The 16,176-nt window shown below is 67.1% G+C and carries 12 protein-coding genes and 1 riboswitch; of the genes, 3 read left to right on the top strand and 9 right to left on the bottom strand.

Annotated features, from left to right (window positions below; genetic code table 11):
• Nucleotides 1–24: 24 nt before the first annotated feature.
• The 5 genes from typA to E4M00_RS17605 all read right to left on the bottom strand — a co-directional run bounded on the left by typA (nt 25) and on the right by E4M00_RS17605 (nt 7,580).
• The gene (gene typA / locus E4M00_RS17625) at nt 25–1,935 is read right to left on the bottom strand and encodes a translational GTPase TypA (protein ID WP_056167069.1); all 1,911 of its coding nucleotides are present in this window, start codon (nt 1,933–1,935) and stop codon (nt 25–27) included.
• A gap of 211 nt (nt 1,936–2,146) precedes the next feature.
• On the bottom strand, nt 2,147–3,904 hold the full coding sequence (locus E4M00_RS17620; protein ID WP_135121780.1) for a dipeptide ABC transporter ATP-binding protein: 1,758 nt from the start codon (nt 3,902–3,904) through the stop codon (nt 2,147–2,149).
• Nucleotides 3,901–4,848, bottom strand: coding sequence for an ABC transporter permease (locus tag E4M00_RS17615; protein ID WP_135121779.1), 948 nt, complete (start codon nt 4,846–4,848; stop codon nt 3,901–3,903). Before E4M00_RS17615 ends, E4M00_RS17620 begins: the two co-directional genes overlap by 4 nt.
• Nucleotides 4,838–5,767, bottom strand: a complete 930-nt coding sequence (locus tag E4M00_RS17610; protein ID WP_056167061.1) for an ABC transporter permease — start codon at nt 5,765–5,767, stop codon at nt 4,838–4,840. The genes E4M00_RS17615 and E4M00_RS17610 overlap by 11 nt, the downstream gene beginning before the upstream one ends.
• A 184-nt stretch (nt 5,768–5,951) precedes the next feature.
• Complete coding sequence (locus tag E4M00_RS17605) at nt 5,952–7,580, bottom strand: peptide ABC transporter substrate-binding protein (protein ID WP_135121778.1); 1,629 nt, start codon at nt 7,578–7,580, stop codon at nt 5,952–5,954.
• Nucleotides 7,581–7,831: 251 nt separating this feature from the next.
• Here E4M00_RS17605 and E4M00_RS17600 point away from each other — a divergent pair, with 251 nt between their 5' ends.
• Nucleotides 7,832–8,641 carry a CPBP family intramembrane glutamic endopeptidase gene (locus E4M00_RS17600; protein WP_135121786.1) on the top strand — a complete coding sequence of 270 codons (810 nt, stop codon included), beginning with the start codon at nt 7,832–7,834 and terminating at the stop codon, nt 8,639–8,641.
• On the opposite strand, the gene E4M00_RS17595 is transcribed toward E4M00_RS17600, so the two are convergent.
• The 4 genes from E4M00_RS17595 to gcvT all read right to left on the bottom strand — a co-directional run bounded on the left by E4M00_RS17595 (nt 8,562) and on the right by gcvT (nt 13,566).
• A complete protein-coding gene (locus tag E4M00_RS17595; protein WP_135121777.1) occupies nt 8,562–8,978 on the bottom strand; it encodes a hypothetical protein in 417 nt (138 codons plus the stop codon). The two genes, E4M00_RS17600 and E4M00_RS17595, sit on opposite strands and share 80 nt — an antisense overlap.
• 119 nt (nt 8,979–9,097) lie before the next feature.
• Complete coding sequence (gene gcvP, locus E4M00_RS17590) at nt 9,098–12,004, bottom strand: aminomethyl-transferring glycine dehydrogenase (protein ID WP_135121776.1); 2,907 nt, start codon at nt 12,002–12,004, stop codon at nt 9,098–9,100.
• Between the two features lie 49 nt (nt 12,005–12,053).
• Nucleotides 12,054–12,425 (bottom strand): glycine cleavage system protein GcvH, encoded by a 372-nt coding sequence (gene gcvH / locus E4M00_RS17585; protein ID WP_056167056.1) that lies wholly within the window; start codon nt 12,423–12,425, stop codon nt 12,054–12,056.
• Nucleotides 12,426–12,465: 40 nt separating this feature from the next.
• Nucleotides 12,466–13,566 (bottom strand): glycine cleavage system aminomethyltransferase GcvT, encoded by a 1,101-nt coding sequence (gene gcvT, locus E4M00_RS17580; RefSeq protein WP_135121775.1) that lies wholly within the window; start codon nt 13,564–13,566, stop codon nt 12,466–12,468.
• Nucleotides 13,567–13,739: 173 nt separating this feature from the next.
• Nucleotides 13,740–13,827, bottom strand: a riboswitch (glycine riboswitch).
• 145 nt (nt 13,828–13,972) lie between these two features.
• Here gcvT and E4M00_RS17575 point away from each other — a divergent pair.
• Both E4M00_RS17575 and nadA read left to right on the top strand, forming a co-directional pair.
• The gene (locus E4M00_RS17575; RefSeq protein WP_135121774.1) at nt 13,973–14,782 is read left to right on the top strand and encodes an NUDIX hydrolase; all 810 of its coding nucleotides are present in this window, start codon (nt 13,973–13,975) and stop codon (nt 14,780–14,782) included.
• A complete protein-coding gene (nadA, locus tag E4M00_RS17570) occupies nt 14,779–16,176 on the top strand; it encodes a quinolinate synthase NadA (protein WP_135121773.1) in 1,398 nt (465 codons plus the stop codon). The genes E4M00_RS17575 and nadA overlap by 4 nt, the downstream gene beginning before the upstream one ends.

Here is a 16,176-nt window from a genome sequence, read left to right as displayed (position 1 = left end):
CGGCACCCGAGGTGACGCGAACGACTAGTTCTGGTTCTGCTTCTTCAGACGCGAGGTCGAGCGGGCGCGCGACTGGGCGTCGAGCTCCACCTTGCGGATGCGCACGTTGGCCGGGGTGACCTCGACGCACTCGTCCTCGCGGGCGAACTCGAGGCACTCCTCGAGCGAGAGCTGACGCGACGGAGTCATCGACTCGAAGGTGTCGGAGGTGGACTGACGCATGTTGGTCAGCTTCTTCTCCTTGGTGATGTTCACGTCCATGTCGTCGGAGCGCGAGTTCTCGCCGATGACCATGCCCTCGTAGACCTCTTCGGTGGGGTTCACGAAGAAGCTCATGCGCTCCTGGAGCGCGATGATGGCGAACGGGGTGACGACACCGGAACGGTCGGCGACGATCGAGCCGTTGTTGCGGGTGACGATCTCACCGGCCCACTCCTCGTAACCGTGCGAGATGGCGTTGGCGATGCCGGTGCCGCGCGTGGTCGTGAGGAACTCGGTGCGGAAGCCGATGAGGCCGCGCGAGGGAACGATGAACTCCATGCGAACCCAGCCGGTGCCGTGGTTGGCCATGTTGTCCATGCGGCCCTTGCGCGATGCCATGAGCTGCGTGATCGCGCCGAGGTACTCCTCGGGAGCATCGATGGTCAGGTGCTCGTACGGCTCGTGGAGCTTGCCGTCGACGCGCTTGGTGACCACCTGCGGCTTGCCGACGGTGAGCTCGAAGCCCTCACGACGCATCTGCTCGACGAGGATGGCGAGAGCGAGCTCTCCACGACCCTGGACCTCCCAGGCGTCGGGGCGTCCGATGTCGACGATCTTGAGCGAGACGTTTCCGACGAGTTCGCGGTCGAGGCGGTCCTTGACCATGCGGGCCGTGAGCTTGTGGCCCTTGACCTTGCCGACGAGCGGCGAGGTGTTGGTTCCGATGGTCATCGAGATGGCGGGCTCGTCGACGTGGATCTGCGGGAGGGGACGCACGTCGTCGGGGTCGGCGAGGGTCTCACCGATGGTGATGTCCTCGAAGCCGGCGACGGCGACGATGTCACCGGGGCCCGCGCTCTCGGCGGGGTAACGGTCGAGCGCGCGAGTCTTCAGCAGCTCGGTGATGCGCACGTTCTTGACCTGGCCGTCGTGACGCACCCAGGCGACGGTCTCGCCCTTCTTGAGCGTGCCGTTGAAGACGCGGAGCAGGGCGAGGCGGCCGAGGAACGGCGAGGCGTCGAGGTTGGTGACCCAGGCCTGAAGGGGCGCCTCGTCGTCGTACTTCGGAGCGGGGATGTGCTCGAGGATCGCGCCGAACAGCGGCTCGAGGTCGTCGTTGTCGGGCAGGGTGCCGTTCTCGGGCTTGGTGAGGCTCGCGGCGCCGTTACGGCCGGACGCGTACACGACGGGGACGTCGAGGATGGCGTCGAGGTCGAGGTCGGGAACGTCGTCGGCCATGTCGGAGGCGAGGCCGAGCAGGAGGTCCTGGCTCTCGGCGACGACCTCGTCGATGCGCGCGTCGGGGCGGTCGGTCTTGTTGACCAGCAGGATGACGGGGAGCTTGGCCTCGAGGGCCTTGCGCAGCACGAAGCGCGTCTGGGGCAACGGACCCTCCGACGCGTCGACGAGCAGCACGACGCCGTCGACCATGGACAGGCCGCGCTCGACCTCGCCACCGAAGTCGGCGTGGCCGGGGGTGTCGATCACGTTGATGGTGATGGGACCCTCGGTGGCGTGAACGCCGTTGTACGTGATCGCCGTGTTCTTGGCGAGGATCGTGATGCCCTTCTCACGCTCGAGCTCGTTGGAGTCCATCGCACGCTCTTCGACGTGGGCGTGGTCGGAGAAGGAGTGGGTCTGACCGAGCATGGCATCGACGAGAGTCGTCTTGCCGTGGTCGACGTGGGCCACGATGGCCACATTCCGGATGTCTGAGCGCAGGGCGATTGCCATAAGTCTTGTCCTTGGGTTTCTTCGGTTCGCGCTCTTTCACAACATCGGGCTGAAGCTCGGTGTCGGGCGCGCAGGCGTCGCGGATGCGGCGCTCAGTGGGGTCTGCGGGTCGGCGCGCTGAAGTGCGCACAGCCCAATCCCTCGAGTTTAGCCTGTAATGCTGAACGGCGGGTCCATGCGGACCCGCCGTTCACCAACCAGACGCCTGAACCTAGGAGGCGAGCTCGATGCTCGCTCCGGGGATCGCCGCCAGGAGATCCTGCGTGTACTGCTGCTGAGGGTTGTCGAACACCTCGTCGGTGCTCGAGTACTCGACGATCTTGCCCTTCTGCATGACCGCCACGTGGTCGGCGATCACACGCACGACGGCGAGGTCGTGCGTGATGAAGAGATAGGTCAGGTCGAGCTCGGCCTGCAGGTCGGCGAGCAGTCTCAGGATCTGAGCCTGCACCAGCACGTCGAGCGCCGACACGGCCTCGTCGAGGATGACGATCTCGGGCTTGAGCGCGAGGGCGCGCGCGATGGCGATGCGCTGACGCTGTCCGCCCGACAGCTCGTTCGGGTAGCGGCTGACGAGCATCTTCGGCAGCGACACCTGGTCGAGCAGCTCGAACACCCGCGCCTGGCGCGACTTGCGCGTTCCGACCCCGTGCACCGACATCGGCTCGCTGATCGTGTTGCCGATGTTGCGCAGCGGGTTCAACGAACCGTACGGGTCCTGGAACACCGGCTGCATGCGGCTGCGCAGGTTGAACAGCTCCTTGCCACCGAGTGCGTTGAGGTCCTGGCCGCCGACGATGATCTTGCCGCTGGTCGCGTCCTCGAGCTTCAGCAGCATCTTCGCGACGGTCGACTTGCCTGAACCGGACTCGCCGACGAGCGCCATCGTGGTGCCCTTGGCGATCTGGAACGAGACGTTGTCGACGGCCTTGAACTCTCCCGATCCGCGGATCTTGTAGACCTTGGTCAGGTCCTCGACCACGATCGCCGGCGGAAGGTCGGCCGCGTGCTCGCGGGCCTCGGCACGCGCCTCGGCCGTCGCGATGAGGTCGACGACCTCGGCTTCGGCTGGCGCGTGGATGTCGAGCTCGGCGAGAGGCGTGTCGCTCGCCTGGATGCGGCGCGAGGCGAGGCTCGGGGCTGCGGCGACCAGTCGCTGGGTGTACGGGTGCTGCGGATCCTTCAGGATCTTCACCGAGGGACCGGACTCGACGACCTTGCCCTTGTACATGACCACCAGCTGCTCGGCGCGCTCGGCGGCGAGGCCGAGGTCGTGCGTGATGAACAGGAGGGTGGTGCCGAGGTCTCGCGTCAGGGTCTCGAGGTGGTCGAGGATGACACGCTGCACCGTGACGTCGAGCGCCGAGGTCGGCTCGTCGGCGATGAGCAGCTGCGGGTTCGCGGCCAGGCCCATGCCGATGAGCACGCGCTGGCGCATACCGCCCGAGAACTGGTGCGGGTACTGCTTCAGACGGCGGTCGGCGTCGCCGAGGCCGGCCTGCTTCAGCACCTCGATGGCGCGTGCACGCACGTCCTTCTTCCCGCTGGCGATGCCGTTGGAGCGGATGGCCTCCTCCACCTGGAAGCCGATGCTCCAGACGGGGTTGAGGTTGGACATCGGGTCCTGCGGCACGAAGCCGATGCGGCGACCGCGGATGTCCTCCATCTCCTTGGGCGTGGCCGTGGAGAGTTCCTGACCGTCGAGCTTGATCGAGCCGCCGGTGATCTTGCCCGTGCCGGGCAGCAGGTTGATGATGGCGTGCGCCGTCGTCGACTTGCCCGAGCCGGACTCCCCCACGATCGCGAGCGACTGCCCGCGGTACAGGGTGATGTTCACACCGTCGACGGCCTTCACGAGGCCGTTCTGGGTGTTGAAGCCCACCTCGAGATCCTTGATCTCGAGGATGGGTCGTTCGTCGTTCTGTGAGTTCACGGTGTTCCCGTCGGTCTCTCTCGTCACTGAGCTCATCGTGCAGCCCTCGCCTTCGGGTCGAGCGCGTCACGCACGACCTCGCCGAGCATGATGAAGCTCAGCACGGTGAGCGAGAGGGCGATCGACGGGTAGATCAGCGTCTGCGGAGCGACCCGGAGGTCGTTCTGCGCCTGGCTGATGTCGTTGCCCCACGACATGGTCGTGCTCGGAAGTCCGACACCGAGGAACGACAGCGTCGCCTCGGCGACGATGGCGGCGGCGAGCGAGATCGTCGTGACGACGATGACCGGCGCGATCGAGTTCGGCAGGACGTGACGCAGCAGGATGCGGAAGCGCGAGACTCCGATGGCCGTCGCGGCCATGACGTAGTCGGCGTTCTTCACCCTGAAGATCTCGGCTCGCAGGACGCGGGCCGTTGACGGCCACGCGAAGATACCGATCGCGAGGGAGATGATCCACACGCTGCGGTACGCCGAGAAGACGCTCATGATGACCACGGCGGCGAGGATGTAGGGGATCGAGAAGAAGATGTCTCCGACGCGGGACAGCACGCCATCGACCCAGCCGCCGTAGAACCCGGCGAACGCCCCGAAGACGATGCCGAGCACGAAGACCAGCACGGTGACGATGATTCCCACCGACAACGAGGTGCCGGTGCCGTAGATGATGCGGGAGTAGATGTCGCAGCCCTGCTTGGTGTAGCCGAGCACGCTGTCGCCGCCGGGGCCGTCGAGGCTCTTGGAGAGCTCGCAGAACGTCGGGTCGACGGAGGTGAACAGCGACGGGAAGAGCGCAACGGTCACGATCACGAAGATCATCACCGAGGAGATCCAGAACATCGGACGCTTGCGAACATCGTGCCAGGCGTCGATCCAGAGGTTCGAGGGCTTGCCCTCGGTCTTGACCTGGTCGATCGCGACGAGCGGCGTCTCCTCGAGAGGCGCGACGAAGTGATTCTGTTGGGAGTTTCTACTTGGCATAACGGATCCTCGGGTCGAGAACGGCGTACAGCAGATCCACCAGCAGGTTCACCACGAGGTAGATCAGCACCATGACCGTGACGAACGCGACGACTGTGGGGCGCTCTCCTCGGATGATGGCCTGGTACAGGGTGCGCCCGACTCCGGGCACGTTGAAGATTCCCTCGGTCACCGTCGCGCCGACCATGAGCGTGCCGAAGTCGACGGCCAGGTAGGTGACGACGGGAATGAGGGAGTTGCGCAGGATGTGCACGGGGACGATGCGACGGCGGCTGAGGCCCTTGCTCGCCGCAGTGCGAACGAAGTCCTGTCCGCTGGTCTCGATGACTGACGACCGTGTCAGTCGTTGGATCTGCGCGAAGCTGATCGTCGCGAGCACGAGGGCCGGCAGGATCAGGTCCTGCAGGGGCGCACCGGGGCCCACGGTCGCCCGGAACCAACCGAGGTTGATCGCGAAGACGAGCTGGGCGACGAACGCGATGACGAAGACCGGAACCGAGATCAGGATGAGGCTGACGGCGAGAGCGCTCGAGTCGAAGAACTTGCCCTTGCGCAGACCCGCGATGAGGCCGACGCCGATGCCGGCGATCATCTCGAAGAAGATCGCGAGGGCTGCGAGACGCAACGTCACCGGGAAGGTCTTCGCGAGGATCTCGGTGACGGGCTGACCGGAGAACGAGATTCCGAAGTCGCCGACGAAGATTCCCTTGAGGAACAAGAGGTACTGCACGATGAACGGCTGGTCGAAGTGGTAGCGCTCACGCAGCTGCTCGATGACCGCCGGGTTCGGGGTCTTGTCTCCGAACAGGGCGACGATCGGGTCGCCCGGCATGGCGAAGACCATGAAGTAGATGAGGAACGTCGTGCCGAGGAGGACAGGCACAGCCTGGAGCACTCGACGGAGGATGTAGCCGGCCATGGATCAGGCCCCGCAATCCGGGGTTTTTGGCAGGAGAGAACCAATCTGTCTTTCAAGCTCGATCATCTCAGAGTAGCGCTGTGACGCCATTCGGAGGTCGAGCGTGGGAGTGGGGCGGCAGCTGATAGCTACCGCCCCACGAGTGCTTCAGGAATACTAACCCCTCAGCGGTGTGCCACGAGAATTACTCTGCGGCGGTCTTCGTCACCTCGTTGTACAGAGGCACCGAGTTCCAGCCGAACTCGACGTTCTCGACGGTCTCGCTCCATGCGCCGTTGACGGTCGCGTACCAGAGCGGGATTGCCGGGAGATCCTTGAAGAGGATGACCTGAGCGTCCTGGAAGTTCTTGTTCGCAGCGTCGAGGTCGGTCTCAGCGAGGCCGTCCGAGAGGAGCTGGTCGAACTCAGGGTTGCTGTAGTCGCCGTCGTTCGAGCCTGCACCCGTGCCGTAGAGCGGTCCGAGGAAGTTGTACAGAGCCGGGTAGTCGGCCTGCCATCCGGTACGGAACGCCGTCTGGATCGAGCGGTCGGTGATCTTCGTGCGAGCCTCGGCGAACGTCGGGTACGGGTCGCCGGAGGCGTCGATACCGAGAACGTTCTTGATGCTGTTCGACACTGCGTCGACCCAGCCCTGGTGGCCGCCGTCGGCGTTGTAGGCGATCTTGAAGGTGCCGTCCCACGGAGCGATGGCGTCAGCCTCGGCCCAGAGCTTCTTGGCCTCGTCGGGGTTGTAGTCCAACACCTCGGAGCCTTCAAGGTCCTCGGAGTAGCCGTCGATGACCGGCGACGTGAAGTCGTGGGCCGGCGTACGGGTGCCCGAGAAGATCACGTCGGTGATCTCGTCGCGGTTGATGGCCATCGAGATGGCCTGACGACGGAGGTTGCCCTCTTCGCCCGAGAAGTGCGGCAGTCGTGCCGGGATGGTGAACGACTGGAAGACAGCAGCAGCCTGGTTGACGCTGCGGTCGCCGAACTCGTCCTCGTAGGTGCCGAGCGCGCCCGAGGGGATCGCGGTCAGGACGTCGAGGTTGCCACCCTGGAGGTCGGCGTAAGCCGCTTCCTGCGTGGCGTAGAAGATGATGTCGAGTCCGCCGTTGGCAGGCTTGCGGCCACCGGTGTAGTCATCGTTCTTGACGAGCGAGATCTTCTCGTTGTGCTCCCACGCGCCCTCTTCAGCGAGCTTGTAGGGGCCGTTTCCGATCGGGTTCTCACCGAATGCGGCGATGTCTTCCCATGCTGCCTCGGGCAGCGGGTAGAACGCCGAGTAGCCGAGGCGCAGCGGGAAGTCGGACTCCGGCTGGTTCAGCTCGACCGTGAAGGTGAGGTCGTCGACGACCTTCAGGCCCTCGAGCTCGGGAACGTTGACGTCGTAGCTGAAGCCCTTGATCGACTCGAAGAAGTAGCTCGAGAGCTGAGCGTTGTCGAGAGCGGCACCGTAGTTCCATGCCTTCACGAAGGACTCGGCCGTGACGGGCTCACCGTTGGTGAACTTCTGGTCGGCCTTGACCTTGATCGTGTAGGTGGTCGCGTCGTCGGACTCGATGGACTCGGCCATGTCGTTCACCGGGGCGCCCTTGGCGTCGTAGTAGACGAGGCCCGCGAAGATCTCATCGAGGATCTTTCCGCCGCCGACCTCGTTGGTGTTGGTCGGGATCAGCGGGTTCTGGGGTTCAGTGCCGTCCGTGGTGATGATCGCGGTCGCGTCGCCCTTGGGCGCCTCGTCTCCGCCGCCGCCGGTGCTGCAGCCGGACAGGATGAGTGCTCCCGCCGCGGCAAGAGCGATGGCTGCAACGCCAAATCTCTTGGTTCTCAATGTTCCTCCTGGTGAAAAGGGCTTCGCCGCCTCGTTATTCGAGCGCGCACGATGGCCTGAGTACCTACAAAATATGGAGCGGGGAGGCAGAAACCAAACTGTGCCGGGAAACGTTACAGATCAGAAACCTGGCCGACCGTGAATCTGCAGCAGGTGACGGTTCCTCGCAAGATCATTGCGCCCCACGCGCGTTTGCCGAACGGTGTCGGTGGTTTCGCGCTCGAGAATGACAGGATGGCCACATGAGCGACATGCAGGACGCCTATTCAGGCCGATCAGAGGCCGGAAATGGTGATCGGGGTACAGCGTCTCGCAGCACCCGTCGTCGCCTCTGGATCGAGATCGCGATAGTTCTGGGGCTCTCGCTGGGAGCCAGCGCGGTGTACTCCATCGTGGCGATCATCGCTCGGGTGACAGCCGAGACCGCTCTCGGCGATCAGTCGACCGCACTCAATCCGTCGCAGTCGCCTCGCGAGTGGCTCGACTTCACGTACCAGTTCCTCGGCATCTTCTTCGACCTGCTGCCCGTGGCGCTCGTGTTCTACCTGCTGTGGCAGCCGGGCATCAACCCGTTCCGTCGCATCGGCTTCGACCTGACGCGTCCGGGTCGCGATGCCCTCGGCGGTCTCGGCCTGGCGGCGGCCATCGGCATCCCGGGGCTCGCGCTCTACGCGGGCGGTCGCCTGATCGGCATCACCGTCGACGTGCAGGCGTCACCGCTCGACGCGGCGTGGTGGACGATCCCGATCCTCGTCTTCGCGGCGCTGCGCTCGGCCCTGTCCGAGGAGATCATCATGGTGGGCTACCTGTTCACGCGCCTGCGCGAGATCGGCTGGGGCAAGTGGCAGATCATCCTGGCGAGCGCAGTGCTGCGGGGCAGCTATCACCTCTACCAGGGCTTCGGCCCGTTCATCGGAAATGCCGCGATGGGCGTGGTCTTCGGCTGGTGCTACTGGCGCTGGGGGCGCACGATGCCTCTCGTCATCGCTCACACGATTCTGGATGTGGTGTCCTTCGTCGGGTATCCACTGGCCGTCGTGTGGTGGCCTGGACTGTTCTGACCCTGCCCGTTGCGACATGCTCCTCGGCCGCGACGTGCAGCGGCAGCACGGGCAGCGGAGGTGCCACCGGTCGTTCGGCCTCGTCGTCGTGTGCCAGGGCTGCTCGCCGCGACGGCGTGCACACCACCATGACCTCCGGCATCCACGCGGCCAGACCGTAAGCGTGGTCGCTCACGGCCTGCGCCTGCAGCAGGGCGGATGCCCGCCCCGGGTCGGTTCGCTGCAGCGCCGCAGCCCGCGACTCGAGGCTCATCCGGTTGCCGATCACGGACAACACGCCGATGAGGCCGACGAAACCGAACGAGGCCGTCGTCCAGAGCAGATCGAAGACGTTCATGGCATCCTCCCGACGTAGACGTCGCTAGATTCGCAACGGTACGCCGGGAGGGGCCGGAAGGCCAGAGCTCTTTCTGCGCTTCGGTCGCGGCCTTCGGCCGGACCTCGACGAGCGAGGGACTACTCCGCGAACGCCTCGATCGGGGGGCAGGCGCACACGAGGTTGCGGTCGCCGTAGGCCTGGTCGATGCGGCGCACCGGAGCCCAGTACTTCGTGCGGATGAGCGAGTGCACGGGGTAGACGGCCTGCTCGCGGGTGTACGGGTGCGTCCACTCCCCCTCGATCACCGATCGGGCCGTGTGCGGGGCGTTGCGCAGCGGGTTGTCGTCGGCCGGCCAGTCGCCTCGAGCGACGGCATCCGCCTCGCTCTTGATCGCGATCATGGCCTCGATGAAGCGCTCGATCTCGGCGAGGTCCTCGCTCTCGGTCGGCTCCACCATGAGCGTGCCCGCGACGGGGAACGACATGGTGGGCGCGTGGAAGCCGTAGTCGACGAGGCGCTTGGCCACGTCGTCGACGCTCACGCCCGTGGCCGCCGTGAGCGGGCGCAGGTCGAGGATGCACTCGTGGGCGACGAGGCCGTTGTCGCCCGTGTAGAGCACCGGGTAGTGCTCGCGCAGGCGGGCGGCGATGTAGTTGGCGCTCAGCACGGCGGCTCCGGTGGCCTGCTTGAGGCCCTCGGCTCCCATCATGCGCACGTAGGCCCAGGAGATGGGCAGGATGCTCGGGCTGCCGTAGGGAGCCGCGGAGATGGGTCCGCCGTCGTGGTTGTAGATTCCGTGGTCGCGGCGCTGGGCCATCGGGTGGCCGGGCAGGAACGGCGCGAGGTGCGCCTTCGCTGCAACCGGGCCCACTCCGGGCCCGCCGCCGCCGTGCGGGATGCAGAAGGTCTTGTGCAGGTTCAGGTGCGAGACGTCGCCGCCGAAGTCGCCGAAGCGTGCGAAGCCGAGCAGCGCGTTGAGGTTGGCGCCGTCGACGTAGACCTGTCCGCCGGCGTCGTGAACGGCCTGCGTGATGGCCGTGACCTCGTGCTCGTAGACGCCGTGCGTCGACGGGTAGGTGATCATGAGCGCGGCGAGGGTGTCGGCGTTGGCCGCGATCTTGGCGCGCAGGTCGTCGAGGTCGACGTTGCCGAGCTCGTCGCAGGCGACGACGACGACCTTCATGCCGGCCAGCACCGCCGACGCCGCATTGGTGCCGTGAGCGCTCGACGGGATGAGGCAGACCGTGCGCTGCTCGTCACCGTTCGCACGGTGGTAGCCGCGGATGGCGAGTAGGCCGGCGAGCTCGCCCTGGCTGCCCGCGTTGGGCTGCAACGACACCGAGTCGTAGCCCGTGACCTCGGCCAGCCAGTTCTCGAGCTGCTCGATGAGGGCGAGCGACCCGACGACGTCGGCTTCGGGGGCGAACGGATGCAGCGAGCCGAACTCCGGCCAGGTGACGGCCTCCATCTCGGTGGCCGCATTGAGCTTCATGGTGCAGGAGCCGAGCGGGATCATGCCGCGGTCGAGGGCGTAGTCGCGATCGGCCAGCTGCTTGAGGTAGCGCATCATCGCCGTCTCGGAGTGATGCGTGTTGAACACGGGGTGCTCGAGGTACCCGCCGTCACGGGCGAGGTCGGCCGGAACTGCGGCCTTCACGGCGTCGACGGAGTAGTCGAGGGAGATCTCGAGCCGCTCGGGCAGGCCGAAGGCGTGCGCGATGGCTGCGAGGTCGTCCGTAGTCGTGGTCTCGTCGACGGACACTCCGACCGTGGCGTCGCCGGCGAGGTGCACGTTGTAGCCGAGTTCGCGGGCGCGCTCGACCACGGTCGAGGCCAGGCCGGGCACGTTCACGCGGATCGTGTCGAAGAAGTCGTCGCTCGCCAGCGTGAGGCCGTACTCGGTGAGGGTGGCAGCGAGGGCGCGAGCCGACAGGGCCGTCTTCGTCGCGATGTAACGGATGCCGCGAGGGCCGTGATAGACCGCGTACATCGACGCCATGACCGCCAGGAGCACCTGCGCCGTGCAGATGTTCGACGTGGCCTTCTCGCGGCGGATGTGCTGCTCGCGTGCCTGCAGGCTGAGCCTGTAGGCGGGGTGCCCATCGGCATCCTGCGACACTCCGACCAGGCGGCCGGGAAGCTGGCGCTCGAGGCCTGCGCGCACGGCCATGTACCCGGCGTGCGGTCCGCCGAAGCCCATGGGAACTCCGAAGCGCTGGCTGGTGCCGACGGCGACGTCGGCGCCGAGCTCGCCCGGGCTGGTCACCAGCGCGAGCGCCAGCAGGTCGGCGGCGACGACGGTGAGGCCACCCTGCGCCTTCGACGCCGCGAGGATCGCGGCGGGGTTCCAGAGGTTGCCCGAGGCTCCCGGGTACTGCACGAAGACGCCGAAGTGCTCTCCGAGCTCGGCGAAACCGGCCTCGTCGAGGCGCGCCAGCGGAGCACGGACGAGCTCGATGCCCACGGCCTCGGCGCGTGAGGCGAGAAGGGCATCCGTCTGCGGGAAGGCGTCTTCGTCGACGATGAAGCGCGGACTCTTCGACTTCGATCCCCGGCGGGCCAGAAGCATGCCCTCGACCACGGCGGTGCCCTCGTCGAGCATGGACGCGTTGGCGGTGTCGAGGCCGGTGAGGTCGGTGACCATGGTCTGGAAGTTGATGAGCGCCTCGAGGCGGCCCTGCGAGATCTCGGGCTGGTAGGGCGTGTACGCCGTGTACCAGCTCGGGTTCTCGAGCACGTTGCGCTTGATGACCGCCGGCGTGATGGTGCCGTAGTAGCCGAGGCCGATGAGCGAGGTGCGCACGGTGTTCTGGTCGGCCAGGGACCGCAGCTCGGCCAGGGCCTCCCGCTCGGTCGCCGCCTCGGGGATGACCGAGGTCAGGTGCTCGCCGATCGCGATCGACGCCGGAACCGCGGCCGACATCAGCGATTCGAGGGAGTCGTAGCCGAGCTCGGTGAGCATCTCGGCCTGGGCGTCGAGGCCGACGCCGATGTGGCGACGCCCGAAGGCGTCCATGTCGAAGGCCGAGGAGGCTGAAGTCATTGCGCGCGTGATCCGATCAGGTTCGAGGATGCGGGATGAGGAGGCTCGGCTACTCGCCGACGATCGCCGAGTACTCGTCGTACGAGAGCAGCGCGGGGAGCTCGGTGAAGGTCACCTTGATGAGCCATCCGTCGCCGAAGGGGTCGGAGTTCACCAGCTCGGGGGTGTCGACGACAGCGTCGTTGATCTCGGCGACCGTTCCGTCGATGGGGGCGAACAGCTCGCCGACCGACTTGGTCGACTCGATCTCGCCGACGACGACACCGCCCTCGACCTCGGTGCCGACCGCGGGCAGGTCGACGAACACGACGTCGCCGAGCTTGTCTGCGGCGTAGGCGGTGATGCCGACGGTGGCGGTGTCGCCATCGACGAGCACCCACTCGTGCTCGGCGGTGTACTGGAGCGTGGTCTTGTCAGCCATGATGGCGTCCTCTCAGGGGTTGGAGCTCTGGGGGTGGGAGTTACTTCTGGCGCTTGTAGAACGGAAGGGCGACGACGGATGCCGGGATCCGCGTACCGCGCACGTCGATGAACACCGCGCTGCCGACCTCGGACACCGCAGCGTCGACGTAGGCCATCGCGATCGGGTGGCCGAGCGTCGGAGAGAGGGCGCCGCTCGTGATGACGCCGACGGGAGCGGCATCCGACTCGGTCGATGCGTAGACCTCGTAGTCCGCGCGCCCGGCACGCCTGCCCTCGGCGACCAGGCCGACGAGAACGCGGGCGTCGGCGTCGGGACCGGCCTCGATGGCGGCGCGGCCGACGAAGTCGCCGTCCTTGGAGAGCGCGACGACCCGGCCGAGACCGGCCTGCACCGGGAAGGTGTCGAGTCCGAGTTCGTGGCCGTAGAGCGGCATGCCCGCCTCGAGGCGCAGGGTGTCGCGGCTGGCGAGGCCGGCAGGCACGAGGCCGTGGTCGGCGCCGGCCTGCGTGAGGGCGACCCAGAGTCGGGCGGCGGCATCGCTCTTGATGTAGAGCTCGAAGCCGTCTTCGCCCGTGTAGCCGGTGCGGCCGACGAAGAGCGGCACGCCCTCGAAGTAGCCGTCGCTCGACCAGTAGTACTTGAGGTCGGACAGCGGAGTGCCGAGCTCGGTGATGGCCGTCGTGGCCTCGAGGATGGCACGGGCGTTCGGCCCCTGAACGGCGATGAGGGCGATGTCATCGCTCTGGTCCTCGACGCGCACGTCGAAGTCGGCGGCGCGCTCGGTGAGGGCGGCGACGGCTGCGGCGCGGTTGCCGGCGTTGGCGACCACGAGGAACTTCTCCTCGCCCAGGCGGTAGACCACGAGGTCGTCGATGATCCCGCCAGACTCGGCCAGCAGCAGGCTGTACTTCGCCTGGCCGAGCGCGATGACGCTCAGCTTGCCGGCGAGGGCGTAGTCGAGGTAGGCGGCGGCATCCGTGCCCTCGACCAGGATCTCGGCCATGTGGGAGATGTCGAAGATGCCGGCGGTCGTGCGCACGGCGTGGTGCTCGGCGAGATCACTGGAGTAGCGAACCGGCATCTGCCAGCCACCGAAGTCGGTGAAGCCGGCGCCGGCCGTGACGTGCAGGTCGTGCATGGGGCTGAGACGATCGGACACGAGTTCTCCAGAGTGTGCGCAGAAGGCGCGACCGTAGTCGCTGGGAACTCCCCCTCTGTCATTGGCCTGAGAGTTTCACCCGGCGCACGAGGCGCACGGACTTTCACCGTCGGCGGGATGCCGGTGACCCGGCATCCGCTTTTCAGAGCGGCCTCGTTCTTGCGGTGTAGTGACCTGAGAGATTGGCGGGGAGGCTTGCTCCGTCGGTGCCGGTTGATCCGGCTCTCCCGCAAGGCGTCGATGGCCCGATATGCGATTGTGCGGACAGTCTACCGGGTCGGTGGGCGTGCTCGGTTTGGAGTTCGGGTCGAGATGACTGTAAGGTGGTCCCAATGAGTTACGGTCACTCTGACCTTTACTCGATCCGAGTGGACGGATGCCGGAGATGACCGGAACGGATACGACCCCCGAGCGGGCCCCCGGCGGCGCGAGCGACGCCGCCCTGGCCGTCTCGACGGTCATCTTCGCCCTGCGTCCGCACGAGACGACGGGCCGCATGACGCTGTGGATCCCGTTGGTGCGCCGCACCCGCGATCCGCAGAAGGACCTCTGGGCACTGCCCGGCGGCTGGCTCCCGGTCGACGAGGAGCTCGTGAGCGCCGCGGCCCGCACTCTCGGCGAGACGACGGGGCTCGCCCCGACATACCTCGAGCAGCTGTACACCTTCGGCGAGCTGGAGCGCTCGCCCGGCCGTCGCGTCGTCTCGGTGGTCTACTGGGCGATGGTGCAGTCGGCCGAGGCCGAGCGCGCCGCCGAGAACGAGAACGTGCGCTGGTTCGTGGCCGACGAACTGCCGCTGCTCGCCTTCGATCACAACCGCATCATCGATTACGCGCTCTGGCGCCTGCGCACCAAGGTGGAGTACGCCGCCATCGCGCACGCCTTCCTCGGTGCGACCTTCACGCTCGCCGAGTTGCGCGAGGTGCACGAGGCGGTGCTGCAGCGGCACATCGACCCCGCGAACTTCCGACGCACCGTCGAGGCCTCGGGAACCGTCGTGGCGACGGGCGAGGTCGTGGCCGGCACCCGGCATCGCCCTCCGCGGCTCTACCGCTACGACGCGTCCATCGACCTCGCCGACCGCGGACCGCTCGGTCCCGAGTCGGTGCCCGGCACGGCTGCATCCGGTGCTGCCGCCGCTGTGTCCGCCCCTTCTTCCCCTCCGTCCGTTCCACACACAGGAGAACAGCGATGACAATCTCGCGCATCGAGCTCGGCGGAGCATCCGTCGATGCATCCGTCGACCGCACCATCCAGCTGGTCCAGGCGGGTCAGGCCGAGGGCAGCACCTGCTCCCCCGACCTCGCTGCCGGCCCGTGGGAGTTCGACGCCGGCCCCCTGGGCTACGGCCCCGGATCGTCGATGGGCGACGTGATCCCCGTCGGCTCGCCGCGGCAGGGCGAGCTGCCCGCCGCGTACCGCACGGCATCCGCCGACGAACTCGACGCCCGCATCCGCGCCGCGAAGGAGACCCTCGGCGAGCGCGTCGTGATCCTGGGGCACTTCTACCAGCGCGACGAGGTCATCGCCTACGCCAACTTCGTGGGCGACTCGTTCCAGCTCGCGAACGCCGCCAAGGCCAAGCCCGACGCCGAGGCCATCATCTTCTGCGGCGTGCACTTCATGGCCGAGACCGCCGATCTGCTGTCGCGTCCGGAGCAGGCGGTCATCCTGCCGAACCTCGCCGCCGGATGCTCGATGGCCGACATGGCCGACATCGACTCGGTGCAGGAGTGCTGGGAGCAGCTCGAGGCCCTCTACGGCACGGAGCCGGATGCCGACGGCCGCGTTCCCGTCATCCCCGTGACGTACATGAACTCGTCGGCAGCCCTCAAGGGCTTCTGCGGGGAGCACGGCGGCATCGTCTGCACCTCCTCGAACGCCGAGACCGTGCTGGCGTGGGCGTTCGAGCGCGGCCAGCGGGTGCTGTTCTTCCCCGACCAGCACCTCGGCCGCAACACCGCGAAGGCCATGGGGGTCCCGCTCGAGCAGATGCCGATGTGGAACCCGCGCAAGGCCCTCGGCGGATCGAGCGCGGCGGACCTGCTCGATGCCCGGGTCATCCTGTGGCACGGATTCTGCAGCGTGCACCGTCGCTTCACCGTCGACCAGATCGCCCAGGCCCGCGTCGAGCACCCCGGCGTGCGGGTGATCGTGCACCCCGAGTGCCCGATGGCCGTGGTCGACGCAGCCGACGAGTACGGATCGACCGACTACATCACCAAGGCCATCGCGGCGGCTCCGGCCGGCTCGACCTTCGCCATCGGCACCGAGATCAACCTGGTGCAGCGCCTCGCGGCCGAGTACCCGCAGCACACCATCTTCTGCCTCGATCCGGTGATCTGCCCGTGCTCGACGATGTACCGCATCCACCCCGGCTACCTCGCCTGGGTGCTCGAGGCCCTCGTCGGCTCGGCCGAGCGCCCGGCCGAGGTGCTCAACCGCATCACCGTGAGCGACGACGTCGCGGCGCCTGCCCGCGTCGCCCTCGAACGGATGCTGGCGGCCAGGCCCCCGGCATCCGGCGGCGGATCCGCATCCGTCACCGCCCCTGCTCCCGTCCCTGTCGCCTCGTTCGTCGGAGCCTGA

Origin of the sequence: Orlajensenia leifsoniae (assembly GCF_004570845.1) — a bacterium.
GTDB lineage: Bacteria > Actinomycetota > Actinomycetes > Actinomycetales > Microbacteriaceae > Orlajensenia > Orlajensenia leifsoniae.
Note: the sequence above shows the minus strand (reverse complement) of the source record. Positions and strands in the feature narration are given on the sequence as shown.

Bases quoted from the DNA above. Each gene is read 5' to 3' on its own strand.
- typA (WP_056167069.1), bottom strand. From the start codon at position 1,935: ATGGCAATCGCCCTGCGCTCAGACATCCGGAATGTGGCCATCGTGGCC.
- E4M00_RS17620 (WP_135121780.1), bottom strand. From the start codon at position 3,904: ATGAGCTCAGTGACGAGAGAGACCGACGGGAACACCGTGAACTCACAG.
- E4M00_RS17615 (WP_135121779.1), bottom strand. From the start codon at position 4,848: ATGCCAAGTAGAAACTCCCAACAGAATCACTTCGTCGCGCCTCTCGAG.
- E4M00_RS17610 (WP_056167061.1), bottom strand. From the start codon at position 5,767: ATGGCCGGCTACATCCTCCGTCGAGTGCTCCAGGCTGTGCCTGTCCTC.
- E4M00_RS17600 (WP_135121786.1), top strand. From the start codon at position 7,832: ATGCAGGACGCCTATTCAGGCCGATCAGAGGCCGGAAATGGTGATCGG.
- E4M00_RS17595 (WP_135121777.1), bottom strand. From the start codon at position 8,978: ATGAACGTCTTCGATCTGCTCTGGACGACGGCCTCGTTCGGTTTCGTC.
- gcvP (WP_135121776.1), bottom strand. From the start codon at position 12,004: ATGACTTCAGCCTCCTCGGCCTTCGACATGGACGCCTTCGGGCGTCGC.
- gcvH (WP_056167056.1), bottom strand. From the start codon at position 12,425: ATGGCTGACAAGACCACGCTCCAGTACACCGCCGAGCACGAGTGGGTG.
- gcvT (WP_135121775.1), bottom strand. From the start codon at position 13,566: ATGCACGACCTGCACGTCACGGCCGGCGCCGGCTTCACCGACTTCGGT.
- E4M00_RS17575 (WP_135121774.1), top strand. From the start codon at position 13,973: ATGACCGGAACGGATACGACCCCCGAGCGGGCCCCCGGCGGCGCGAGC.
- nadA (WP_135121773.1), top strand. From the start codon at position 14,779: ATGACAATCTCGCGCATCGAGCTCGGCGGAGCATCCGTCGATGCATCC.